General features: G+C 68.2%; 19 protein-coding genes and 1 pseudogene. 8 read left to right on the top strand and 12 right to left on the bottom strand.

What is annotated here, in order from left to right; all coding sequences use genetic code 11:
* Positions 1-4 precede the first annotated feature (4 nt).
* Together TVD_RS02990 and TVD_RS02985 are read left to right on the top strand one after the other, a co-directional pair.
* Positions 5-1642: a sensor histidine kinase gene (locus TVD_RS02990; protein ID WP_047250781.1), complete on the top strand. Its 1638-nt coding sequence runs from the start codon at positions 5-7 to the stop codon at positions 1640-1642.
* On the top strand, positions 1639-3033 hold the full coding sequence (locus tag TVD_RS02985) for a sigma-54-dependent transcriptional regulator (RefSeq protein ID WP_047250780.1): 1395 nt from the start codon (positions 1639-1641) through the stop codon (positions 3031-3033). The genes TVD_RS02990 and TVD_RS02985 overlap by 4 nt, the downstream gene beginning before the upstream one ends.
* Before the next feature lie 12 nt (positions 3034-3045).
* On the opposite strand, the gene TVD_RS02980 is transcribed toward TVD_RS02985, so the two are convergent.
* From TVD_RS02980 to TVD_RS14680, 7 genes are all read right to left on the bottom strand, one after another.
* Entirely contained in the window at positions 3046-3267 is a 222-nt protein-coding gene (locus TVD_RS02980; protein WP_018950603.1) for a hypothetical protein, read from the bottom strand.
* Positions 3268-3582: 315 nt separating this feature from the next.
* Entirely contained in the window at positions 3583-6090 is a 2508-nt protein-coding gene (gene hrpB / locus TVD_RS02975; protein ID WP_047250779.1) for an ATP-dependent helicase HrpB, read from the bottom strand.
* A 7-nt stretch (positions 6091-6097) separates the two neighbouring features.
* Complete coding sequence (locus TVD_RS02970) at positions 6098-7291, bottom strand: efflux RND transporter periplasmic adaptor subunit (protein WP_047250778.1); 1194 nt, start codon at positions 7289-7291, stop codon at positions 6098-6100.
* Positions 7292-7612: 321 nt separating this feature from the next.
* Entirely contained in the window at positions 7613-7867 is a 255-nt protein-coding gene (locus tag TVD_RS14870) for a hypothetical protein (RefSeq protein ID WP_082119064.1), read from the bottom strand.
* 759 nt (positions 7868-8626) lie between these two features.
* A complete protein-coding gene (locus TVD_RS02965) occupies positions 8627-10987 on the bottom strand; it encodes an ABC transporter permease (protein WP_047250777.1) in 2361 nt (786 codons plus the stop codon).
* Between the two features lie 18 nt (positions 10988-11005).
* Positions 11006-11755, bottom strand: coding sequence for an ABC transporter ATP-binding protein (locus TVD_RS02960; RefSeq protein ID WP_047250776.1), 750 nt, complete (start codon positions 11753-11755; stop codon positions 11006-11008).
* Positions 11752-11928 carry a hypothetical protein gene (locus TVD_RS14680; protein ID WP_167540807.1) on the bottom strand — a complete coding sequence of 59 codons (177 nt, stop codon included), beginning with the start codon at positions 11926-11928 and terminating at the stop codon, positions 11752-11754. Before TVD_RS14680 ends, TVD_RS02960 begins: the two co-directional genes overlap by 4 nt.
* An 853-nt stretch (positions 11929-12781) precedes the next feature.
* On the opposite strand from TVD_RS14680, the gene TVD_RS02955 reads away from it, so the two are divergent.
* Positions 12782-13714, top strand: coding sequence for a carbohydrate kinase family protein (locus TVD_RS02955; RefSeq protein WP_018146342.1), 933 nt, complete (start codon positions 12782-12784; stop codon positions 13712-13714).
* Positions 13715-14151: 437 nt separating this feature from the next.
* On the opposite strand, the gene TVD_RS02950 is transcribed toward TVD_RS02955, so the two are convergent.
* Positions 14152-14406 carry a type II toxin-antitoxin system mRNA interferase toxin, RelE/StbE family gene (locus tag TVD_RS02950; protein ID WP_047250775.1) on the bottom strand — a complete coding sequence of 85 codons (255 nt, stop codon included), beginning with the start codon at positions 14404-14406 and terminating at the stop codon, positions 14152-14154.
* Positions 14403-14663 carry a type II toxin-antitoxin system Phd/YefM family antitoxin gene (locus tag TVD_RS02945; protein WP_019594942.1) on the bottom strand — a complete coding sequence of 87 codons (261 nt, stop codon included), beginning with the start codon at positions 14661-14663 and terminating at the stop codon, positions 14403-14405. Before TVD_RS02945 ends, TVD_RS02950 begins: the two co-directional genes overlap by 4 nt.
* A 936-nt stretch (positions 14664-15599) precedes the next feature.
* Here TVD_RS02945 and TVD_RS13950 point away from each other — a divergent pair.
* Positions 15600-16776, top strand: a pseudogene (locus tag TVD_RS13950) (IS3 family transposase).
* A 218-nt stretch (positions 16777-16994) separates the two neighbouring features.
* Positions 16995-17936 carry an IS110 family transposase gene (locus TVD_RS02915; protein ID WP_047250773.1) on the top strand — a complete coding sequence of 314 codons (942 nt, stop codon included), beginning with the start codon at positions 16995-16997 and terminating at the stop codon, positions 17934-17936.
* 36 nt (positions 17937-17972) lie between these two features.
* Here the strand turns inward: TVD_RS02915 and TVD_RS02910 are convergent, their stop codons facing one another.
* Positions 17973-18449, bottom strand: a complete 477-nt coding sequence (locus TVD_RS02910) for a YbhB/YbcL family Raf kinase inhibitor-like protein (RefSeq protein ID WP_047250772.1) — start codon at positions 18447-18449, stop codon at positions 17973-17975.
* A gap of 115 nt (positions 18450-18564) precedes the next feature.
* Between TVD_RS02910 and TVD_RS02905 the strand changes: the two genes are divergently transcribed.
* Together TVD_RS02905 and TVD_RS02900 are read left to right on the top strand one after the other, a co-directional pair.
* Entirely contained in the window at positions 18565-19002 is a 438-nt protein-coding gene (locus TVD_RS02905) for a hypothetical protein (RefSeq protein ID WP_047250771.1), read from the top strand.
* 281 nt (positions 19003-19283) lie between these two features.
* On the top strand, positions 19284-20237 hold the full coding sequence (locus TVD_RS02900; protein ID WP_047250770.1) for a patatin-like phospholipase family protein: 954 nt from the start codon (positions 19284-19286) through the stop codon (positions 20235-20237).
* A gap of 657 nt (positions 20238-20894) precedes the next feature.
* Here the strand turns inward: TVD_RS02900 and TVD_RS02895 are convergent.
* Both TVD_RS02895 and TVD_RS02890 read right to left on the bottom strand, forming a co-directional pair.
* Entirely contained in the window at positions 20895-21149 is a 255-nt protein-coding gene (locus TVD_RS02895) for a Smr/MutS family protein (RefSeq protein WP_047250769.1), read from the bottom strand.
* A gap of 22 nt (positions 21150-21171) precedes the next feature.
* Positions 21172-21657: a universal stress protein gene (locus TVD_RS02890; RefSeq protein ID WP_018146349.1), complete on the bottom strand. Its 486-nt coding sequence runs from the start codon at positions 21655-21657 to the stop codon at positions 21172-21174.
* A gap of 140 nt (positions 21658-21797) precedes the next feature.
* Here TVD_RS02890 and corA point away from each other — a divergent pair, with 140 nt between their 5' ends.
* Complete coding sequence (gene corA, locus TVD_RS02885) at positions 21798-22880, top strand: magnesium/cobalt transporter CorA (protein WP_047250768.1); 1083 nt, start codon at positions 21798-21800, stop codon at positions 22878-22880.
* Positions 22881-22917 lie beyond the last annotated feature (37 nt).

The following is a 22917-nucleotide window of genomic DNA, read 5'->3' as shown; positions in this document are numbered from 1 at the left end:
GTCCATGGATAACCAGTCCGGGGGGAACACGCCGATCGACGCCGACACCCGGCGTTCCGCCTGGCTTTTCGCGCTCTACCGGGTCTTTGTCGCGGCGGTCCTGCTACTGCTCGGGCTGTTCCCGGATACCCCGCTGGGGCTGCATCTCGTCACCCCCCAGTTCTACGCGGTCATCGCCACCGCCTATCTCGCCTTTGCGCTCGTCGCCGCCGCCTTCGCCTGGCGCTGCACCCACAATCCGGACACCACCAGCCTCACCCGTATCGCGTTGATCGGCGGCGCCGGCGACGGCATCGGCCTGATCGCGTTGCTGATCGTCTCCGGAGGGGTTGGCACCGGCATTGGCCTTCTGCTGGTCCCGGCCCTGGTGGCGGCCGTGCTGCTCTCCAGCGCACGCTTCGCCCTGACCCTGGCCGCGATCGCCACCCTGACCCTGTTGCTGGCCGAGGGCGTGAGCGCACTATTCCTGCACCCCGCCGATACCGCCATCACCCAGGCGGGGCTGCTGGGCGCCACCCTGTTTGCGGCCGGCCTGCTAGCCCGCCAGTTCGCCCGCCGGGCCGGCGAGACCCGCGCCCAGGTGGAACGCCAGGAGGCGGACCTGGCCAACCTGGCCGAACTGAACGCGCAGATCATCGCGCGCATGAGCGCCGGTGTCATCGCGGTCGACCCGGACGGGTACATCCGCTCCATCAACGAGGCCGCGCGGCGTCTGCTCCCCCCGCGGCCGGGACGCCACCTGTCGTCCCTGTCGCCCTCGGTGGCACGCGTGATCCGCGACTGGCAGCGCAACGGCATGCCCACGACCAGCCAGCAGCTGCCGGGCGACCGCGACCAGCCGGCCCTGCGGATCCGTCTGGCCCCGCTGGGTGACCGCGGCGACCAGGGCAGTCTGCTGATCCTGGAGGACGCCGCCGAACTCCAGCGCCAGGCCCAGGCCGGCAAGCTGCAGGCCCTCGGCCGCCTGACCGCCAGCATTGCCCACGAGATCCGCAACCCCCTGGGAGCCATCAGCCACAGCGCACAGCTGCTCGGCGAATCGCCGGATCTCAAGCCTCACGACCAGCGCCTGCTCGACATCATCAACAACCAGAGCAAGCGCGTGAACGAACTGATCTCCAACGTCCTCAGCCTGTCACGCAGGGACGCCGGAGGACGCGAGCGGCTGAACCTTCAGGAGACCCTGGATCGCTTCGCCGAGGAGTTCTGCGGTGCGCTGCAGTTGCCGCGAGAGACCCTGCATGCGCGCATCGAGCCGGCCGACTCCGAGATCCAGTTCGACCCCTCCCAGCTCAACCAGATCCTGTGGAACCTGTGCAGCAATGCGCGCATCCATGGCGGCCACGATCAGCCCGACAGCCCGCCCATCGTGCTGCGCGGCGGCGCCGGCCAGGTCGCGCGGGTGGTCAGTCTGGACGTGATCGACGCCGGGCCGGGCATCTCTGCCGAACAGGAAAAGGACCTGTTCGAACCGTTCGTCTCCGGGCGTGCCGGGGGCACCGGCCTTGGCCTGTACATCTCGCGCATGCTGTGCGAAAACAACGGGGCATCGCTGGAATACGTCCACACACCCATCGGCGGCTGCTTCCGGATCCTGTTCGCCCCCCTGGAAACCGATTCGCCAAAGGAACAAGGCGCATGAGTATCCGCCACGTGCTGGTCGTGGACGACGAGCCCGACATCTGCGAACTACTCGAGATCACCCTGGCCCGCATGGGCCTTGAGGCCACCACGGCCACCCGACTCGAGCCGGCCCGCGCCCTGATCGCCGAGCACGACTTTGACCTGTGCCTGACCGACATGCGCCTGCCGGACGGCGATGGGCTGGACCTCGTCCGCCACATCCAGAGCGAACGCCCGGAACTCCCCGTGGCCGTCATCACCGCCCACGGCAGCGTGGATACCGCCGTCCTGGCGCTGAAGCTGGGGGCCTTCGACTTCGTCAGCAAGCCGGTGGACCTGAAACAGCTGCGCGAACTGATCGACGCGGCCCTGCGCCTGGAGCCGGCTGCCTCGATCGCGGAAGAGCCCGGCGACGACGCCACCCCGGCTACCCCCGATGACAGCCCGCTGCTGGGCCAGTCCGAGCCCATGCAGCGTCTGCGCGCCACCATCCACAAGCTGGCGCGCAGCCAGGCCCCGGTGTTCATCTCCGGAGAGTCCGGATCCGGCAAGGAGCTGGTCGCGCGCGAGATCCACCGCCTCGGCCCGCGCGCCGAACGTCCATTCGTGCCGGTCAACTGCGGCGCCATCCCCGGCGAGCTGATGGAGAGCGAATTCTTCGGCCACCGCAAGGGCGCGTTCACCGGCGCCACCCAGGACCATACCGGTCTGTTCCAGTCCGCCGACGGCGGCACGCTGTTCCTCGACGAGGTCGCCGACCTGCCGCTGCCGATGCAGGTGAAGCTGCTGCGCGCCATCCAGGAACGCGCCATCAAGCCGGTCGGTGGCACCCGCGAGATCCCGGTCGACGTACGCATCCTCAGCGCCACCCACCACGATCTGGAAAAGGCCGTGCGCGAGGGCCGCTTTCGCCAGGATCTCTACTACCGCCTGAACGTGATCGAGCTGAAGGTGCCGCCGTTGCGCGAGCGCCGCGGCGACATCGAACGCCTGGCCACGCGCATCCTGCAACGCATCGGCGAGCAGTGGCAGACCGGCGACCTGGAGCTGGCACCCGACGCCCTCGCGGCCCTGCAGGGGCACGGCTTCCCCGGCAACGTCCGCGAGCTGGAGAACATCCTGGAACGCGCCGCCACGCTGTGCGAAGGGCCGCTGATCCGCGCCGGCAACATCGACCTGCCGGCGAACGGTCTGGGCACCGAACCCACCCCGGGCGCGGAGTACGGCGAACCCGAGAACGGCCTCGACGGCGCGGAGAGCGCCCTGGACGACCAGCTCGCCGCGCAGGAACGCCAGGCCATCGCGACCGCCCTGCAGCAGACCGGCGGCAACCGCACGGCCGCCGCACGCCTGCTCGGCCTCAGCTTTCGCCAGTTGCGCTATCGCCTGAAGAAACTCGGGATCGAGTAGTCAAAACCCGGCCTACAACAGCTCGAACCACTCGTTCAGGGCAAACCAGATCACGTAGCCGCCGTACAGCAGCAGGAAGATGACACTGAGCACCGTGATCGGGCGAAACCCCTTCACGTCCACCTGATAGGACACATCCTCCCCCCGCGCACGGCGGCGGCGCACATCCATCCAGCGCGACACCCGCCACCAGACGAACAGCAGGATCAGGATCACGGTCAGAAACTTCAGCATCGGGGTTCGCTTCCTCGCACGGGACTCGCAACAGAGCTGAACGCGACACTACCGGAGAACGCCCGCCGCCGCATCGTCCCCACCACCCCGCGCCCCAAGTGCTGCCTGGCGCCCATCACCCCGGCGTCATCCCCGCCACAGCGCAGCGAAGAGCCGGGATCTCCGCGGCCATGGCCACCCCGACGCCCGAGATCCCGGATAACCGCTCCGCGGTTTCCGGGATGACGACACAGGGGGTCACGCGCGGCGTCCCGCGTTGTGCTGACCTCTGTGGGAGCCTGCTTGCAGGCGAAGCCCCCGCCAAACTTTAACTGCCTACCCACGCCGCTTCGCATGCCGCGTGGCCGGCGCATTCCACGGATCCTCCGGCCACGGGTGTTTCGGGTAACGGCCCTTCAGCTCGCGCCGCACCTCCGGGTAGCCGTTCTCCCAGAAACTCTTCAGATCCTGGGTGACCTGCACCGGGCGCCGCGCCGGCGACAGCAGGTGCAGCACCAGCGCCACGCGACCTCCGGCTACCGCGGGCGTTTCCGCCAGGCCGAACAGCTCCTGCAGCTTCACCGCCAGCACCGGCGGGTCCTGGGTGTAGTCGACCCGGTGGGCGGAACCGGAGGGCACCGCGATACGGGCCGGCGCCTCGCGCTCCAGTCGCTGTTGATGCTCCCAGTCCAGCCGCGCGCGCAGGATCGCAGCCAGGTCCAGCCGGTCCAGATCGCGCAGCCGCGTCATCCCGGCCAGGTACGGCCCCAGCCAGTCCTCGAGACCGGCGAGTAACGCGGCGTCACCCATGTCGGGAAAGCCCGCCTCCGGCATCGCCTGATGCAGCAGCTGGATGCGCGCGCGCAGCTGGGTCGCCGCGTCATCCCACGGCAGCAGCGCAAGCCCTTCGCGGCGCATCCGTTCACACCAGCGCGGGATCGTGGACGCGGGGTCGTCCAGCGCGACCATCTGCCGCTCGACCACCAACGTGCCAATGCGGCGGATGCGCGCGTTCTCCAGCCGCGCCCCGTCCTCCACCCAGTCGCAACGCGTCTCGCGGTGGAAAAGCTCCGGGGCCTCGCGCTCCAGCGCGGCGAGGTCCAGCGCCACCGCGCAGCGGATACGTGCCTCGCGTTCGGCGTCGGTGCAGTCCACCGCCACCAGGTACTCGGCATGCGCCAGGCGCTCGCGCTCCGACAGCAACGCCCCGCGGCCATTGCCCATCACGAAGCGCCCGGCCTGCCCGCCGCGTGGCCGCGCGATGCGTTCGGGCCAGGCCAGCGCAGCCAGCACCCCCAGCGCCACACCCTCGTCCAATACGGATTCTGCTGCGCCGGCGCTGTCGTCCAGCCGCGCCAGGGCCTGCTCAAGCCGCCGCAGCCCGGACTTCCAGGCGCGGCCGCCCGCACGCCGTGCCTGCACCAGGCGCTCCCCCAGTTCCAGCGGGGCACCCGGCCCGGCCATTCCCGGCTCCTCGACCACCACCGCCAGCTCGCAGGCCAGACGCGAGAGGCCCCGCTCGCGCGCCCGCAGCAGCATGTGCGCCAGGCGCGGATGCGTCGGCAGCCGCAGCAGGGCGCGGCCGTGACCGGTGATCCGCCCTTCGGCGTCCAGCGCGCCCAGCTCCGCGAGGATTGCCTGCGCGGCGGCCATGCCGTGCGCCGGCGGCGGCTCCAGCCAGTCGAGTTCGGCCACCGCCTCGCCCCAGCCGGCCAGCTCCAGGGCCAGCGGCAACAGATCGACCTGTTGCAGTCCGGGCGTCGCGTAGTCCGGGCGCTGCACCTCCTCGGCGCGCGCCCACAGCCGGATCGCGACACCGGGTTCGGTCCGCCCGGCACGGCCGGCGCGCTGTTCCGCCGCGGCCTTCGAGGCGGCGACCGTCACCAGTCGCGACAGCCCGGTGGCGGCATCAAAACGCGGCTCACGGGATAGCCCCGCGTCGACCACCACGCGCACACCCTCGATGGTCAGGCTGGTCTCGGCAATGTCGGTGGCCAGCACCACCTTGCGTTCGCCTTGCGGAGCCGGTCGCACCGCACGGTTCTGCTCCTCCGCCGACAGCCGCCCGAACAACGGTGCCACCCGCGCGGGGCCGACCGGCGTCTCCAGGGTCTCCCCCAGGCGCGCGGCCACCTCGCGGATCTCGCGCTCGCCGGGCAGAAAGACCAGCACCGAACCCGGCTCGGCCTCCAGTGCCTCGCGCACGGCCTGCGCCACGGTGTCGGCCAGCGGGGCGTCCTTCTTCGGCGGCGCGTAGCGCACCTCCACCGGGAACTGTCGTCCGCGAGCCCGCAATACGGGCACGGGGTCCGCCTCCGGCCCCGCAAGCAGTCGCGCCACGGCCTCGTCGTCGAGGGTGGCGGACATCACCACGATCCGCAGCTCCGGGCGCAGCAACCGGCGCACCTGCAGCGCGAAAGCCAGCGCCAGTTCGGCCTCGGGCCGGCGCAGGTGGAATTCGTCGAACACGACCGCGCCGACATCCTCCAGCAGCGGGTCGGCCTGGATGCGGCGCAGGAACAGGCCATCGGTGACCAGCTCGACGCGGGTATGCGCCGAGACCTTCTGTTCGTCGCGCACGCGGTAACCCACCGTCTGCCCGACCGGCTCGCCGCGTTGCCCGGCCATGAACGTGGCCGCCATGCGCGCGGCCAGGCGGCGCGGCTGAAGTACGATGACCCGCCCCCCGGATACGGAATCCGCCAGGTGCAGCGGCACCCGCGTGGTCTTGCCCGCCCCCGGTTCGGCCACCAGCACGGCCGCACCGCGCGTGGCCAGCGCGGCATCCAGCGGACTCAGCAGGTCATCCAGCGCCTCGGGCGAGGCATTCGGGGTTTCGACCATGGGCAGGTCAGTTTTCGACGACGCGGGTACCGGCCTGCACGCGGTCGCCCGGACGGGTAACTACGCGCTCGCCTGCCTCCAGGCCCTCAAGGATCTGCGTGGTGAACCCGGAACGGCGGCCCACCTCGACCCGTCGCGGCTCCGCACGCCCGTCCTCGACCACGAACACCGACCACTCGCCACGGTCGCGGAACAACGCACTGGTCGGCACCTGCAGCACGTCGTCGCCCTCCCACAGCAGAAACTCGGCCTCCACGCGGTAGCCAACGGCCAGCCCGGCCAGGCGCGCCTCCACCGCATCCAGATCGAGGATCACCGGCACACGCTGTTCGTCCACGCCCAGCGCGGAGATTTTGGTGAAGCCGAAGGGCTGCACCCGGCGCACCGTGGCGTCCAGCTTCGCATCACGACCCCAGTCGGTCAGGCGCACACGCATTCCCGGTACCACGCGCACCGCATCCATCGACAGCAGGTCCACCTGCACCTCCAGGTCGTCCAGATCGCCGACGACCAGTACCGGCTCGCCGGCGCCGATGGTGCCCTCGCAGCAGCGGTAGCGCTCCAGCACCACGCCCTCGGCGGGCGAACGCACGGACAGGGTATCCGCCTCGGATTCCGGCATCTGGCCGCTGGCGATATCCAGCACCACGCGGGCACTCTCGATCTCGCTGCGCGCGACCTCCACCGCCGACTCGCCCGCGCGCACGGCGGAACGCGCCCGGTCGCGCATCGTCTCCATGCGCTCCATCTCGGTCGCGGACACCGCCCCGCGGTCGAACAACTCCTGGTGGCGGCGATACTCGGACTCGGCAAAACGCGCCTCGGCCCGCAGGTTCTCCAGGTTCGCCTCCGCGCTTTGCAAACGCGAACGCGCGGCAGCCAGGTTCTCGCGCGCCTGCTCACGCGAGCGCGCATCCAGCGCCGGCGTCGGCAACGGCTCCAGGCGGAACAGCGTATCGCCCAGCGCCACCGCGTCGCCCTCCTCCAGCGCCACCCGATGCAGATAGCCGGCAATCGGCGCCGACACGGTGTAGGTCTCGCGCAGCCGGGTACGCCCCTCCTCGCGCACCGTCTCCTCGAACGCCCCGGCCCGCACCTCGCTCAGCGACACCGGCACCGGCTGCGGCCGCAGCGCCCACACCAGTGCGGCCACCCCCGCCAGCACCACCAGCCCGATCGTGATCCGCTTCTTCATCGCCATGCCTTCAGTCTCGCAAATCCTGCTGTCGGGCGCTCCCCCATGCACTCGCATGCCTGCGGCAAGTCGGCACAGGCCCGACGTCCCTGTTTACGGGGCCCAGTCCGGCCGCCTGCCCTGTTGTGGCTGGTCCCGGTTCGGCGTCTGGTGTTTACGGTGGATTCGGTCTGCCGCCTGCCAGGCGCTGACTCGCCAGCGCGCCCCGAGGCACTTTCTTGCTTGCCCAAGAAAGCGCCCAAAGAAGGGCACCCGGATTCCGCCCGGGAACCTTGCTCCAGGGCCCTCGGCCCGGCGGCGCTGAACTCGCTGCGCCTGCGGCTTCGCTCAGACATCCAGCGCCTTCTCCCGGCCCGAGAACCCTTCCGCAAGGGGCTCCATACGAGAGGAGAAGGTCAAAACAGACGGTATTCCGTAGGGTGCGGTTGAGCGCGGCGAAACGCACCGTTCCCCACGCCGTGCGAAACCCTGATGCGATTCGCTGCGCTCATCACATCCTACGCCCCCCGGCGCCCGCTTCGCGGGCGCGGCACGCAACGGCCAAAGGCCGAGCGTGCCGAAGATGTTCGAAGACCTAGCCATCGTCCACTGGCAGGAACACTGGGATCGCCGTTGTCTTGACCTACCTCCCCGTTGTCGTCGCGCCGAGTGGAGAGGCTTTTCGCGGGACGATTCTAAATAGACACGGGGCGCTGGATGTCTGAGCGGAGCCGAAGGCGCAGCGAGTTCAGCGCCGCCCGCGAAAAGCCTCGGAGCGAGGGAAACCCCGGACCGCGCAGCGGGCCGGGGTCGCGGCAGTCGGGCGTGTTTCTTGGGTACTTCTTTGCACGAGCAAAGAAGCCAGTTTTTGATCAACAACGGGCGCGGTGCGCTCGCGAGAGAGCGCGTGGCAGGCGGCGGACCGAATCCACCGTAAACACCAGACGACGAACCAAGGCCAGCCACAACAAGGCAGGCGGCCGAACGCAGCGAGTAAAGGTCCGCAACCACCGTCCCAAGCCCCGTCATTGCGAGGAGCGCAGCGACGAAGCAACCTCCGAAAGCGGGCAATGCGTTCAAGATCTGGCTGCGCTGGTTCCGGATGGAGATTATTCGCTGCGCTCGCCTTTCAGGTCGGCCTGCGGCCGTTCAACGCAGCTCCGCTGCTTTTGTGCCACGTCGCCTTCGGCTCCTCGCAATGCCGGGATCGAGCGCGGCGGAAGAACATCGTCATTGCGAGGCCACGCAGGGGCCGTGGCAATCTCCTGAAGCTGACACCGACGGGGGATCCGGTGATTTCGGACGGAGATTACTCGCTGCGCTCCTCGCAATGACGGCCGGCCTGTTCGGTCCTCCGGAATGTCATTCCGCCGCCTTCAGGGCCTGTACGCGGTCGAGGCTCTGCAGGCGCCGCCAGGCGAGGAACGCGGTCAGGCTGGCCGCCACCAGAATGCCCAGCGCGGCGAAGCCGTAGGCCTGCGGCGTGATCACCAGCGGCACACGCATCAAATCCATCGCGAAGGCCTGGTTCAGCAACCAGGCGAAACCCGTGCCGGTGAGCCAGGCGACCGGGATCGCCGCCAACGTCAGCACGGCGATCTCGCCCAGCAGGATCCAGCTGACCTGGCCGCGCGAGTAGCCGAGCACCTCCAGCGTGGCCAGGTCGCGGGCGCGTTCGGCATAGGTGATGCGCGCATTGTTGTAGGTCACGGCGAAGGCGATGGATATGGCCAGCGCGACGAACACCAGGGCGAACACGATGATGGTCTCGCCGATGTATTCGCGGATGTTGCGCTCCGCCTCCGCGATCAGACCGACGCTGGCCACGCGCGGACGATCCGACAACCGCGCGAACAGGGCGTCCTCCTGCGCGCGGTCGGTCAGCAGCCAGGCCCCGGAGACGGCAGGCCCCTCGCCGATCAGGCGATTCAGCGCCGGGCGGTACATGTAGGCGCCGACGCCGATCGGCTCCTCCACCACCCCGGCCAGCGGGACCGAGACCGTGCGCCGGCGCCCCTCCAGGATCTCCAGCTCCACTGGATCGCCGACGCGCAGCCCCAGCTGCTCCGCCAGGTAGTCGGTCAGCAGGATGCCTTCGTCCGGCAGGCGGCCGCGCCCGCCCGCCATCGGCAACTGACGCAGGCGCGGTTCCGCGTCCAGGCCCAACAGGCGCACGCGCTCTTCGCGGTTCACCCCGACCAGGCGCACCGGCACCGCGCGGAAGGTCTCCACCGCGAGCACGCCCGGCTCGTGGCGCAGCTCCCCGGCCGCGCGCGCCGGCACCGGATCGGTGAACTGCAGATCGATATCCATCTGCAACACCTGCCCGTACTGGGTATCCAGCATCTGGTCCACCGCATTCAGCTGGTAGGCGCCCATCAGCAGCAGTCCGCCGGACAGGCCGATGCCGATCACCGACAGCACGGACTTGAGCCGGTGGCGCGCGAGGTTACGCAGGATGATCCGGGTGGGCTGGTCGATCGCGCGCCAGGCCGCCGTGCGCTCCATCCAGCCACGGTGAAAGCGCTCCGGCGCCGGCGGGCGCATGGCCTCGGCCGGGGCCATGCGCACCGCCTGCCACACCGCACGGAAGGTACCAAGCATGGCCGCGCCCATCGCCACGGCCACCGCCAGCACCATCACCCAGGGCTGCAGGCGAAAGCTCATCTCCGGGAAGCGGAAGTACTCGGCGTAGATGCCGGCCAGGCCCTGCGCGGCCCAAGCCCCGAACGCGAGCCCAAGCGCACAACCCACCAGCACGATGCCGCCGGTCAGCAGGCCGTAGTGCGCGGCAATCGCGCCATTGCCATAGCCGAAGGCCTTGAGAACCGCGATCGGCTCGCGCTGCGAGCGGATGATGCGCCCGACCACGACGTTCAGCAGGAAGGCCGCCACCGCGAGGAAGATGGTGGGCAGGATCGCCGCCTGGGCGCGCAGCTGGGTCAGCTCCTCGGACAGGAAGCGGTGCGAGAACTGGTCCTCGCGCCCGTAGGCGCCCAGGCCGCCGTAGCGGGCCAGCGCACGGTCCATGGCCTCGATCACGGGCTCCGGGTCGGCACCCGCTTGCAGACTCACGGTGACCGAGTTGAACGCCCCCTCCATGCCGTAGGCGGCCGCCAGCGCGCGGCGGTTCATCCACAGGATGCCGTAGCGCTCGTAGTCCGGCAGCAGGTCGGTGGGGCTGATCTGATAGACGAACTCCGGCGACAGCGCGATGCCGCTGATCTGCAGGTCGGTCAGGCGCCCGTCGATGATCGCGCGCAGGGCATCCCCGGCGCCCAGCCCGTGCGCCTCGGCGAAGGCCTCGCTGACCACCACCTCGCGCTCGCGGCCCGGCTCCGGCAGCCGGCCCTCGCGCAGGTAGAGCCGGTTCAGCAGCGGCTCGCCCCCGTCCGGCAGGGAGAGCATAGTGCCCCGGATCGGGTCGTCGAAGCCGGCCACCTCCAGGCGCACCGGGGCCTGCACCCGGGTCTCGATCTGGTTGATGCCCGGCGCATCGCGGAAGCGCTCCACCGCGCTCTCGGGCGCGCGCGTGATCTCCGCGAACACGTCGGCGAACTGGTATTCGGAGTAGAAGCGCTCCTTGGTGATGGTCAGGGCGTCGAGGCTGGTCACCGCGATCACCAGCGTCATCACCCCGCTGGCGATCACCAGCGCGATGGCCGCCGCCTGGCCCTTCAGGTGGCCGAGATCGCGCAGGATCTTGCGGTTCAGGGCGCGCACGAGACGGGACCGGCGCCGCTACCAGTGCAACGAGGCAGGAGACTGCCGGCTGGCATTCTCGTGGATCTCGCTCACGCGGCCATCGCTCAGGTGGATCACGCGATCGGCCATCTCTCCGATCACCGCGTTGTGGGTGATGATCGCCACCGTCGTGTCCAGGCGCTCGTTGATGTGCTGCAGCACCTCCAGCACGCGGATGCCGGTCTTCGAGTCCAGCGCGCCGGTCGGCTCGTCGCACAGCAGCACCGCCGGCTGCTTGGCGATCGCGCGGGCAATGGCCACCCGCTGCTGCTCGCCGCCGGAGAGCTGCGAGGGAAAGTGGTCCATGCGGTCCTCCAGCCCCACCAGCGCCAGCGCCTCCTCCGGTGGCATCGGGTCGCGCGAGATCTCGGTGACAATGGCCACGTTCTCGCGCGCCGTCAGGCTGGCGATCAGGTTGTAGAACTGGAAAACGAAACCGACATGGTCCTGGCGAAAGGCCGTCAGCGTGCGCTCGGAGGCCTGCGCCAGATCCTGGTCGCGGTAGCGCACCTCGCCCTCGGACGCGGTATCCAGCCCGCCCATGATGTTTAAGAGCGTCGACTTGCCGGAGCCCGAGGCCCCCAGCATCACCACCAGCTCGCCGGTATAGAGCTCCAGGTCCACGCCGCGCAGGGCGTGGATCGTCACCTCGCCCATGCGGTAGACCTTGGTCACCCCGGCCGCGCGGAAGATCACTTCGCGCCCGGCGTGCGGCGCATCCGGGGCGGGCGCCGTGGCTGTATTCATGCCGCCCGGGGCGCAACCGATCCTGATCCAGCGGCCAGGCGCTCGGCCGCCGGTGCCGCACCCGTACCGGGCGCGCCGGGCAGGATGCCCCCGTCGCCGTCCAGGCTCATGGACCACAGGCTCAGCAACAACAGCAGGATGATCAGGATCGGGATCAGTACGCGCGGATTCATCAGTCACGCCCTCGCTCGCGGGAATGCCCCCATGCTGCCACAAAGCCCCCGGCACAACGGCACCGCACGCAGCGTGATTACGAGGCGTGCAGCGCCGCCGCAACCTTCGGGGCCGTCCCGGCGCCAACCGGGCAAACGTCGGGGTTCCTGCCGGATGATCGCCACGTCGCCTGCGGCGCCTCGCGATGACGGGGCAACAATCACCGTCATCGCGAGGCGCGTAGCGCCGTGGCGATCTCCACCCAGAACCACCCAACCCCGCCGCACCGCCAGCTTCACCCGATTGCCACGTCGCCTGCGGCTCCTCGCAATGACGGTGCTTTTGCCCCCGTCATTGCGAGGAGCGCAGCGACGAAGCACCCTCCGAAAGCTGGCAGTGCCTCCAAGATCCGCCTTCGGTGTCAGCTTCAGGAGGTTACTCGCTGCGCGCGCCCTGCGGGGCGGCCTGCGGCGCCCCGCAACGAGGCGCTTCCGGACACCCCGCCCCAACCCTCTGTCATCCCGGCCGAAGCGAAGCGTAGAGCCGGGATCTGCGTCATGTGGTGCGCCCCATCCCCGTCATCCCGGACACCGCGCAGCGGTGATCCGGGATCTCCCACGGTGGCACCGCTGACGTCACAGATCCCAGCTCTGCGCTTCGCTTCGGCCGGGATGACAGGGGGTGGAATACCAGCGCGCCCCCTGCTTCCATCGCCCCCCGATTTGTTGTTTTGCGCCCAAATACTTACCCTATGCACATCGCACGACCCGCCATCGGCGCGCAATCATGGCTTCCAGCGCGCGCCACGGGATGTCCTGTGCCGCCTTCAAAGGCGCGCACGACAACGATTTCAGCCAACGCTAAGGAGCAACAATGTCCGCACTGATCTGTGGGTCCATGGCCTACGACACCATCATGGTGTTCCCCGATCGCTTCAAGAACCACATCCTCCCGGACAAGGTGCACATGCTGAATGTGTCCTTCCTGGTCCCGGACATGCGCCGCGAGTTCGGCGGCTGCGCCGGCAACATCGCCTACAACATGAAGCTGCTGGGCGCGGACCCGACGATCATGGCCACCGTGGGCGGCGACTTCACCCCGTACGCCGACTGGATGGACAAGCACGCCATCTCGCGCACGTTCGTCAAGGAGCTGAAGGACACCTACACCGGTCAGGCCTTCATCACCACCGACCAGGACGACAACCAGATCACCGCCTTCCACCCGGGCGCGATGGGCTTCTCGCACCAGCAGAAGGTCACCGACGCCGACGGCATCAAGGTCGGCATCGTCTCCCCGGACGGCCGTGACGGCATGATCGAGCACGCCCAGCAATTCGCCGACGCCGGCATCCCGTTCATGTTCGACCCGGGCCAGGGCCTGCCGATGTTCGACGGCGACGACCTGAAGCGCTTCATGGAGAACGCCACCTACGCCGCGTTCAACGACTACGAAGCGCAGCTGACCGCCGACCGTACCGGCCTGAGCCTGGAACAGCTGGCCGAAATGGTCGACGCCATGATCGTCACCCGCGGTGGCGAGGGCTCCGACATCTACACCGGCGGCAAGAAGATCACCATCCCGTCGGTCGAACCGGCCGCGATCAAGGACCCGACCGGCTGTGGCGACTCCTACCGCGCCGGCATCCTGTTCGGCCTGGAAAAGGGTTTTGATTGGGAGACCACCGGCCGTATCGCCTCGCTGATCGGCTCGATCAAGATCGCGCACTCCGGCACCCAGAACCACCACTTCACCGCCGAAGAGTTCGCCGACAAGTTCGAAAAGGCCTTCGGCTACCGCTACTAAGCACCCCGCCGCCCCGGGCACCCGCCCGGGAACGCAAAAGGCCCGGACCGAGTTCGCTCGGCCCGGGCCTTTTTTGTGACTGGATGGCGCCAACAACGCCGCCACCCCCTGCCCGCACCAACCGCACCCCCCGTCCATCCCGCCCGCAACGCCATACCCCGTCATCCCGCCCGTAACGCCATACCCCGTCATCCCGGCCGTAGCGAAGCGAAGAGCCGGGATCTCCAACGCCAGGCCCACCCCCAAACGCCCGAGATCCCGGATAACCGCTTCGCGGTTTCCGGGATGACAGCCCCTTCCCGGCCGCCAGAGGCCTTAGTTGCCCCCCGGTGGGAACATCGCTGTAGGAGCGTGCTTGCACGCGAAGCCCCTGCCCGCGCCCGACTCTGGCAGGGGCTTCGCCGGCAAGCCGGCTCCCACAAGACATTCCTGCAAGGCTATTCGCCGTAGTGCGTACGCGCCCGAATCACGATCACCAGCAACCGCTCATCCCGAATCGTGTACACCAGACGATCCTTGTAGCTGATCCGCAGGGAGTAGTACCCGCGCAGATCACTAACCAGCGCCTTGCCGCAGTACGGGTCGACCGCCACCCGGTTGCGCAGGATCTGCTTCACCTTGTCGCGCAGCTTCGGCGTCAGACGCCGCAAGTCCTTCTCGGCTTGACGGGTGAACCGAATGGTCCAGGTCACTGCTTCTCCCCGAACACCTCCTCGAAGCCCAGCGTATCGCCCTCATCCGCCTCGCGGCGGCCCCGCTCGAATTCCTGCCGGAAGCCGGGCTCGGAGAGCAGCTCCAGGGTCTCGATCAGGCTGGCGTACTCGTCTTCCGACATCAGCACCGCATCGCCGTTGCGATGCCGGATATGGTAGATCGCGTGCTGTTCGTTCACGCCCTTGATCAGATCGAACAGACCCTTGCGGGCCTCGGTAGCCGTCAGCGTCGTCATCGCCAGTCACCCGAAACGTACATAAAGTGGTACATATCGTGCGCCCACCGCCCCACCCGGTCAAGACCAAACGGCCCGAAGCGGGATCGGGGCCCTGTAGGAGCGTGCTTGCACGCGAAGCCCCTGCCCGCACCGACCGCTGCCCCCGTCATCCCGCCCGCAACGCCATACCTCGTCATCCCGGCCGTAGCGAAGCGAAGAGCCGGGATCTTCAACGCCAGCCCACCCCCAGCGCCCGAGATCCCGGATAACCGCTTCGCGGTTTCCGGGATGACGCCGTCTTCTCGACCCCCGCAAGCCTTGTCCCCCGCCGATGGGGGCATCACTGTGGGAGCGTGCTTGCACGCGAAGCCCCTGCCCGCACCAACCGCACCCCCCATCATCCCGCCCGCAACGCCATACCCCGTCATCCCGGCCGTAGCGAAGCGAAGAGCCGGGATCTTCAACGCCAGGCCACCCCCAGCGCCCGAGATCCCGGATAACCGCTTCGCGGTTTCCGGGATGACGCCCTCTTCCAGACCGCCGCAAGCCTTGGCCCCCACCGGTGGGGGCATCACTGTAGGAGCGTGCTTGCACGCGAATGCCCCTGCCCGCACCAACCGCTGCCACCGTCATCCCGCCCTCAACGTCATACCCCGTCATCCCGGCCGTAGCGAAGCGAAGAGCCGGGATCTTCAACGCCAGGCCCATCCCCAACGCCCGAGATCCCGGATAACCGCTTTGCGGTTTCCGGGATGACGCCGTCTTCCAGACGGCCGCCAGCCTTGGCCCCCACCGGTGAGGGCATCACTGTAGGAGCGTGCTTGCACGCGAAGCCCCTGCCCGCGTCCGACGCTGGCGGGGGCTTCGCCGCCAAGGCGGCTTGAAGTGAGCTGGTCTAATTTCCATGGACACCTCGTTAGGTGGGACGATACCCCCTGGACGAGGAGAACAACCATGGCACGCAAGCGCCGAAGTTTTTCAAGCGAATACAAGGAGCGCGTGGCCCGGATGGTGGTCGATGACGGCCTGGAGGTCTCGGGCGTATGCCGGGATCAGGATCTAGGCGAGACGGCCGTTCGCCGCTGGGTCGATCAACTCAAGGCGGAGCGCACGGGACAACCGGGCGAGGGTCGGCCGCTCACGGCGGAACAGCAACGGATCCGCCAGCTCGGGGAGGCGAACCGGCGGGTGGAGGAGGACAAGGAGCTTCTAAAAAAAGCGTCGGCCTTCTTCGCCCGGGAACTGAAGTGATGCATCGCTGCATCCCGCGGTTGAGCGGAGAAGGCCCTGTCCATCGTCTTTGTCGGCTGCTGGGAGTGAGCCGGGCCGGCTATTCCGCGGCGCGGGCGCGGGCCGAACATCCAAGCGTGCCCTGCGCCGCTGGCGCTCACCTCGAGCGCGTGTTCGCGGCTTCCGGGCGAACCTACGGCAGCCGGCGTCTGGCAAAGCCTTACAGGCGGATGGCACCGCCGTGGGCCGTTACCGGGTGCGGACGCTGATGCGCGAGCGCGGCCTGCGGCCCGTCTGGCGGCGGCGCTTCGTGACCACCACGCAACGCGACGACAGGGCCCCTGTCGCCGAAAACCATCTCAACCGCGAGTTCACCCCGGCCGGACCGAACCAGGCGTGGGCGTCCGACATCCCCTATATCCCAACCGCCACCGGCTGGAGCTACCTGGCGGTCATCCTCGACCTGTACTCGCGCAAGGTCATCGGTTGGGCCCTCGATCGGCAGATGCCGGCGAGCCTGACCTGCGAGGCCCTGCGCATGGCGCTGGAGCAGCGCCAACCGGAGCGGGGACTGCTGCCGCACTCCGACCAGGGCTGCCAATACACCAGCGCCGCCTGGCGGCGGTTGCTGGCCCGGCACCAGATCCAGGCGAGCATGAGTCGCCGGGGTAACTGCTGGGACAATGTCGTCGTCGAACGCTTCTTCCTGAGCCTCAAGACGGAACGCGTCTGGTAGCGCCGCTACTCGAACCACGGCGAGGCGCGGCGGGATATCGCGGACTACATCGCTCGGGTCTACAACACCATTCGCATCCACTCGACGCTGGGCTACCTGCCTCCCAGCGTCTACGAGCAACCAACGGCAGCCAATCCACCTAACGCGGTGTCCGAAATCACTTGACCACCACATATGTTTAACCCCGGCAGGCCTAGAAAGGGTCTGTCGGGGTGGAGGGACGAGGCCGGCATCTGGCCTGTGGCACAGACGGTAGGAGAATTCGTCCCACCCCTCACCTTAAACGCCGATAAGGAATCGATCGGCACGGGACCGACGATAGATGGCAAGCCAGCGTTCGGTGAGGCCCCGACAGACAACTCCAAGCTAGCTCGGGAGGTGTGATGATGGCAACGCATCGGATCGGGGTCGATGTCGGCAAGGCCGAGTTGTGGATCAGCATCGACGGTGAAACCGCACAGCCGTGTCCCAACGAGCTCCCGGCGATCCGCCGGTGGGTCCGTGGCTTGGAGGGGCCGGCCGACTTTGCCCTGGAAGCCACCAACGACTATCACTTGGCCCTGGCGCTGGAGGCTCATCATCAGGGCCACCGGGTGTATCTGATCAATGGCTATCGCCTCAATCGCTACCGCGAGAGCATCGGTGGCCGGGCCAAGACCGATGCCGGGGATGCTCGGCTTCTGGTGCGTTATCTGCAACGCGAACAGGACGAACTGCGCCCCTGGACACCGCCGCCCGAGGGCTACCGGACCCTGCAAAAGCTGCTGCGCCGGCGTGCCACGCTGGTGCGGGCACGGGTCATGCTGGAGCAGAGCCTGCGAGGCGTACCCGAACTGCAGTCCAATCTGAAGGATCTGCTCCGGGAGATCGGTCGGCTCGACGCTGTCCTCCAGCGTGTGCTGCGCGAGACGGTCGGCAGCGCCGGCTGGTCGGATCATGCCCGACGCTGCCAGCAGATCGAGGGTGTGGGCCCGCTCACCGCCACCGGCTTGACGATGGCGTTCCATCGCGGCGCCTTCCGCAGCGGTGATGCGTTCGTTGCCTTCCTGGGGTTGGATGTCCGCATACGCGACTCCGGCACGAAACGGGGGCAGCGCAAACTCACCAAACAGGGCGATCCAGAGTTGCGACGGCTGCTCTATCTGGCCGCGATGCAGGCCAAGTCGAAAGCCGCCTGGAGCGACTACTACCAGCGCTGCCTGGACCGTGGCCTGGCGACGACCCAGGCACTGAACGCCTTGGCTCGAAAGCTGGCCCGCGTCGCCTTCGCCCTGATGAAAAATCAGACCGATTACCAACCTAAGATCCCTTGTGGAGAGACATAGAATCTCCTACAGGAAATGCCTCATGCCCCCAAGGCCTCAGTCGCGCTGGTAGGTGCCCACCAGGCGGTTCATGCCGATCACGTGGGGCTCGGCGTGCTCCAGGAACTGCCACAGGGTCAGGCCGGGCGGGAGCTGCAGGTCGGCGTCCAGCGCCAGCAGCCAGAAGAAGTAGTGGTGCTTGCCGTGGCCCTCGGGCGGCATCGGCCCGCCGTAGCCGGTGCGACCGAAGTCCGTCTGGCCGGTCGCGCCCAGATCGGTTGCCTCGGGGAGGCCATCCAGATCCGGCGGCAGGTTGTACAGCACCCAGTGCACGAAGCCGTAGGTGCCCGGCTGGATCAACGGCGCATCCGGGTCATGGCAGATCACCGCCAGGGACTGGGCGCCCTGCGGCACGTCCCGCCACCGCAATGCCGGGGAGGTGTCCTCACCCTCGCCGCTGTGGCGTTTGGGGATCGGCTGACCAGGGCCAAAGGCGGAACTCGACAGCTGCATCTCGGACAGTGCAAAACCCATGACGTACTCCTTTGCATTACCTACCCGCACGGTAACGCCGCCGACCGCCGGTCTCCAAGCCAGTACGTGAAGCCCGGCGCTTGCAGACCGCGGATGGCACACGGATGATCCGCGCATGCGCAAGCTACTGAAGAAATGGCTGGGCCGGCGGGATCCGCTGGCGTCCGCCGCCCAAGCGGTTGACCATGGCCGCACGGGCATCGAGACCGTCCTGGGGCTGCCGCACCGACTGTCGGTGCCGCTGCTGCGCCGCCACTTCGGCGACGACGCCGAGCCTTCCGACGCCGCCTTCCGCGAGACCGGTCGCGACGGTTACTGGAAGCTGCCGCCGCCCGCCCCCGAGTTCGAAGTGCACTTGTACGGCGACCCGGACGGCCGCCTGACGCTGGGCACCATCCGCGGGCACGGCCCGTACGCCGGCCTCGTAGTCTTCAGCGAATGGTCGCCGGATCACCCCTCCGCCGTGTGGCAGCTGCGGGTGGAAGAACCCGCCGGCGAGTCCGCCCAGGCCCTGCACGACCACCTGCTCGACCCGAGCCGTTCCCCCGAATAGCACGCATCGCCGCATACCATCCGCCCTGGTAGGAGCGTGCTTGCACGCGAAGCCCCTGCCAGAGTTGGACGCGGGCAGGGGCATTCGCGTGCAAGCACGCTCCTACCGTGAGACCCATTCGCTGGAACCGGGCCTTCAGGCTGGAAAAACCCGATCACACCCCCAACATATCCTTGAAGCCAACCGAATCCGGCAGCTCCCCGAATCGATGGACACGCTACGGAAAACCGCAGCGCACGCCCGTCGATTTCCCAATACTCCACCCAGGCACACCGGCAACCATGACGCGAAAGCCCCAGTCCATCTCCCTGGTCCTCGGCAGCGGCGGCGCCCGCGGTCTGGCACAGATCGGCGTGATCCGCTGGCTGGAGGAACACTCGGATTACCGCATCCGCTCCATTGCCGGGGCCTCCATGGGGGCGGTGGTCGGGGGCATCTACGCCGCCGGGCAACTGGATGCCTACGAGGACTGGGTAAAGTCCCTGCGCCGTCAGGACGTCTGGCGACTTCTGGACTTCTCCTTCCGCGGTGCCGGGCTGATCCGTGGTGACCGCCTGATCGAGAAGCTGCGCGACATGCTCGGCGACATGGACATCGAGGATCTGCCGATCTCGTTCACCGCCGTGGCCACGGACATCGAGCGCGAACGCGAAGTCTGGCTGAATTCCGGCTCGCTGTTCGACGCCATCCGCGCCTCCATCGCCATCCCCACCGTGTTCACCCCGGTGCGCCACAAGGGCCGGCTGCTGGTGGACGGCGGCCTGCTGAACCCGGTCCCGATCGCCCCGACCCTGACCGACGACACCGACATCACCCTGGCCGTCAGCCTGAACGGCCGCGTCGGCGAAGAGCTGATCCGTCCCGAGCGCGCCAAGGCGCCCGACCCGGACCGGGAAGAACCCGACAGCGGGTTCCTCAACCATCGCCTGACCGACGCCCTGCCGGATCGCGTCGGCGGCTGGCTGCTGGACTGGCAGGACAAGCTGGGCCTGGGCGAGACCGACCCCGGCCTGAGCCGCGAACAGGAAGCCCGCGCGCTGGGCCTGATCGACATCGTTTCCCACTCCATCGAGGCCATGCAGGGCACGATCGCGCGCTTTCGCATCGCCGCCTACAACCCCGAGCACCTGATCGAAGTCCCGGTCAACGCCTGCGGCATATTCGACTTCCACCGCGCCGCCGAGATGATCGACCTCGGCTACGAACTCGCCGACCGCAAACTAGGGAGACGCTGATCCATCCCCACGTCCGCGCCGGCCACACACCCCGTCATCCCGCCCGTAGCGCCATACCTCGTCATCCCGGCCAGCGCCCCTCCCCCCCGTCATCCCGGCCGTAGCGCAGCGAAGAGCCGGGATCTCCAACGCCAGCCCACCCCCAACGCCCGAGATCCCGGATAACCGCTTCGCGGTTTCCGGGATGACAGCACCTTCCCGGCCGCCAGAAGCCTTAGTTGCCCCCGGTCGGAACATCACTGTAGGAGCGTGCTTGCACGCGAATGCCCCTGCCAGAGTCGGACGCGGGCAGGGGCTTCGCGTGCAAGCACGCTCCTACAGAACCCCAGCCCATATCCTCCCGGCCATCGCCCCCACCAGGTCATCCCGGCCGCCGCGCCACACCCCCTCATCCCGGCCGTAGCCCCTACCCCCGTCATCCCGGCCGTAGCGCAGCGAAGAGCCGGGATCTCCAACGCCAGCCCACGCCCCAACGCCCGAGATCCCGGATAACCGCTTTGCGGTTTCCGGGATGACAGCCCCTTCCCGGCCGCCAGAAGCCTTAGTTACCCCCGGTGGGAACATCACTGTGGGAGCGTGCTTGCACGCGAAGCCCCTGCCAAAGTCGAACGCAGGCACGCGCCGACAGCACCCCGAAGAACTGTAGGAGGCCTCGGATCAATGCTTGAAGTGCACGAACAGCCGCCCGTGGTTCTTCGAATCCTTCTCCAGGCGGTGATAGCGCGCCTTGACCTCCGGCTGCTGCAGAAAGCGCAGCACGCGCTTCTTCAGCTGCCCGCTGCCCTTGCCGTGGATGATCTCCACCGTCTTGATGCGCTTGTCGCAGGCCGCCTCGATCGCGCCGTTCAGCTCGGCGTCGATCCGGCGGCCATTGCGGCAGCACTCGTGCAGATCGATCGACAACCGCGACATCGCGAACCCCGCGAGTAGAGGCTCAGTTCACCGTCACCACGATACAGCGCGCCAGCTGCTGCACCTTGTGCGAGACACTCCCGGAGAGCAGCCCCTGCAGGCCCCCAAGGCCGCGCGAGCCCATCACCACCATGTCCACGTCGTGATACTCGGCCTGTTGCAGGATCACCTTGGCCGGAGAGCCGTCTTCCACATGGTGCTCGATGTCGGTCACGCCCAGATCGGTGAAGTATCCGTGGGCCTGCTCGATCAGCTTCTTCGCGATATCCCGCAGCACCTTCGGCGGCACCGCGGCGCCCACGGCCGCACCGCCCGCTGCCAGCGGCGGATCGTTCGGGTCCGGCAGGTCCGAGAGCTGGCGGATATGCGGCGGCACCTCGCCTTGCAGCAGAACGCTGACCAGCACCACCCGGGCGTGATACTTGGACGCCAGATCCGCGGCCACTTCCACCGCCCGCCAGGCATTGGCGGAACCATCCACCGGCACCAACATGGTCTTCAGTTCCATACCGCGCTCCTTGTTCCTCACCCCGTGGGACCCAGCCGCTTCCGGGCCGTTCAGTCGCCGCCCAGACTGCCAGAGTTGCCCCCCGCGCGCAGCACTTTTCAGCACCCTATACTGGGCAGAAAATCCGCACAGGAACCGCGATGACTCGCCTGTTCGAAAAGACCTATCTCAAGCCCGGCGCCGCCCCCGGCCACGGCGCCCACGCCACCGAACACCCGCACGCCGCCGACGCCACCGTCTCCGCCTGGCACTACCATCGCGAACAGCTCGTCGAGCTCGACCCGCAGCGCACCCTGCGCGAAGGCGTACAGACCGTCGACGGCGGATTCGTCTGGCTGCACCTGCAGGGGGCCCCCAGTCCGCGCCAATTGCACGACCTGGGCGAGGCCTTCGACCTGCACCCGCTGGCGCTGGAAGACGTGCGCCACCAGGGCCAGCGCCCCAAGGTGGACTTCTTCGACGCGCAAATGGTCGCCATCCTGCGTCAGCCGCGCCATCACAACGGCAACATCGAACTCGACCAGCTCAACCTGTTCGTGGTGGGCACCCACCTCGTCATCAGCGTCCATAGCGGCGCGGCCGATCCCTTCGGGCCGGTCCGCGAACGGATGCGCAACGCCAACCGCAACTTCAACCGGCTAGGCGCCGCATACCTCGCCTACGCCCTGATGGACAGCGTGATCGACCAGGCCTTCCCGGTGCTGGAACACATCAGCGAACGCCTGGAGACACTGGAAGAGACCGTCCTCGACCAGCCCGACCGCCACACCCTCAACGAGATCCATATCCTGCGGCGCGAGCTCCTTGTCCTGCGCCGCCAGCTCTGGCCCACGCGTGACGTGATCGCCCGCCTCATGCGCGACGACCTCGAACCCTTCACCCCGGAGCTGTTCCCGTACCTGCGCGACGCCTACGACCACACCATCCAGATCATGGATCTGCTGGAGTCCTACCGCGAAATGGCGGCCACCCTGATCGAGGCCTACATGTCCGCCATCAACCAGCGCTCCAACGACGTCATGCGCGTGCTCACCATCATCGCCACCATCTTCATCCCGCTCACCTTCATCGTCGGCATCTACGGCATGAACTTCGAACACCCCGACAGCCCCTGGTCCATGCCCGAGCTCTACACCTACTACGGCTACCCCATCCTGCTCGGCATCATGCTCGCCGTCGTCGCCGTCATGCTCTACCTCTTCCGTCGCCGCGGCTGGCTGTAGCCCCCACACCCCACCCGTCATCGCGAGGCCGCAATGC

This window comes from Thioalkalivibrio versutus, from assembly GCF_001020955.1.
Classification (GTDB): domain Bacteria; phylum Pseudomonadota; class Gammaproteobacteria; order Ectothiorhodospirales; family Ectothiorhodospiraceae; genus Thioalkalivibrio; species Thioalkalivibrio versutus.
This window is presented reverse-complemented; position numbering and strand designations above follow the sequence as displayed.

Excerpts from the sequence above, each read along its gene's own strand:
- TVD_RS02990 (WP_047250781.1), top strand. The coding sequence starts at position 5 with ATGGATAACCAGTCCGGGGGGAACACGCCGATCGACGCCGACACCCGG.
- TVD_RS02985 (WP_047250780.1), top strand. The coding sequence starts at position 1,639 with ATGAGTATCCGCCACGTGCTGGTCGTGGACGACGAGCCCGACATCTGC.
- TVD_RS02980 (WP_018950603.1), bottom strand. The coding sequence starts at position 3,267 with ATGCTGAAGTTTCTGACCGTGATCCTGATCCTGCTGTTCGTCTGGTGG.
- hrpB (WP_047250779.1), bottom strand. The coding sequence starts at position 6,090 with ATGGTCGAAACCCCGAATGCCTCGCCCGAGGCGCTGGATGACCTGCTG.
- TVD_RS02970 (WP_047250778.1), bottom strand. The coding sequence starts at position 7,291 with ATGGCGATGAAGAAGCGGATCACGATCGGGCTGGTGGTGCTGGCGGGG.
- TVD_RS14870 (WP_082119064.1), bottom strand. The coding sequence starts at position 7,867 with ATGGCTAGGTCTTCGAACATCTTCGGCACGCTCGGCCTTTGGCCGTTG.
- TVD_RS02960 (WP_047250776.1), bottom strand. The coding sequence starts at position 11,755 with ATGAATACAGCCACGGCGCCCGCCCCGGATGCGCCGCACGCCGGGCGC.
- TVD_RS14680 (WP_167540807.1), bottom strand. The coding sequence starts at position 11,928 with ATGAATCCGCGCGTACTGATCCCGATCCTGATCATCCTGCTGTTGTTG.
- TVD_RS02955 (WP_018146342.1), top strand. The coding sequence starts at position 12,782 with ATGTCCGCACTGATCTGTGGGTCCATGGCCTACGACACCATCATGGTG.
- TVD_RS02945 (WP_019594942.1), bottom strand. The coding sequence starts at position 14,663 with ATGACGACGCTGACGGCTACCGAGGCCCGCAAGGGTCTGTTCGATCTG.
- TVD_RS02915 (WP_047250773.1), top strand. The coding sequence starts at position 16,995 with ATGATGGCAACGCATCGGATCGGGGTCGATGTCGGCAAGGCCGAGTTG.
- TVD_RS02910 (WP_047250772.1), bottom strand. The coding sequence starts at position 18,449 with ATGGGTTTTGCACTGTCCGAGATGCAGCTGTCGAGTTCCGCCTTTGGC.
- TVD_RS02905 (WP_047250771.1), top strand. The coding sequence starts at position 18,565 with ATGCGCAAGCTACTGAAGAAATGGCTGGGCCGGCGGGATCCGCTGGCG.
- TVD_RS02900 (WP_047250770.1), top strand. The coding sequence starts at position 19,284 with ATGACGCGAAAGCCCCAGTCCATCTCCCTGGTCCTCGGCAGCGGCGGC.
- TVD_RS02895 (WP_047250769.1), bottom strand. The coding sequence starts at position 21,149 with ATGTCGCGGTTGTCGATCGATCTGCACGAGTGCTGCCGCAATGGCCGC.
- TVD_RS02890 (WP_018146349.1), bottom strand. The coding sequence starts at position 21,657 with ATGGAACTGAAGACCATGTTGGTGCCGGTGGATGGTTCCGCCAATGCC.
- corA (WP_047250768.1), top strand. The coding sequence starts at position 21,798 with ATGACTCGCCTGTTCGAAAAGACCTATCTCAAGCCCGGCGCCGCCCCC.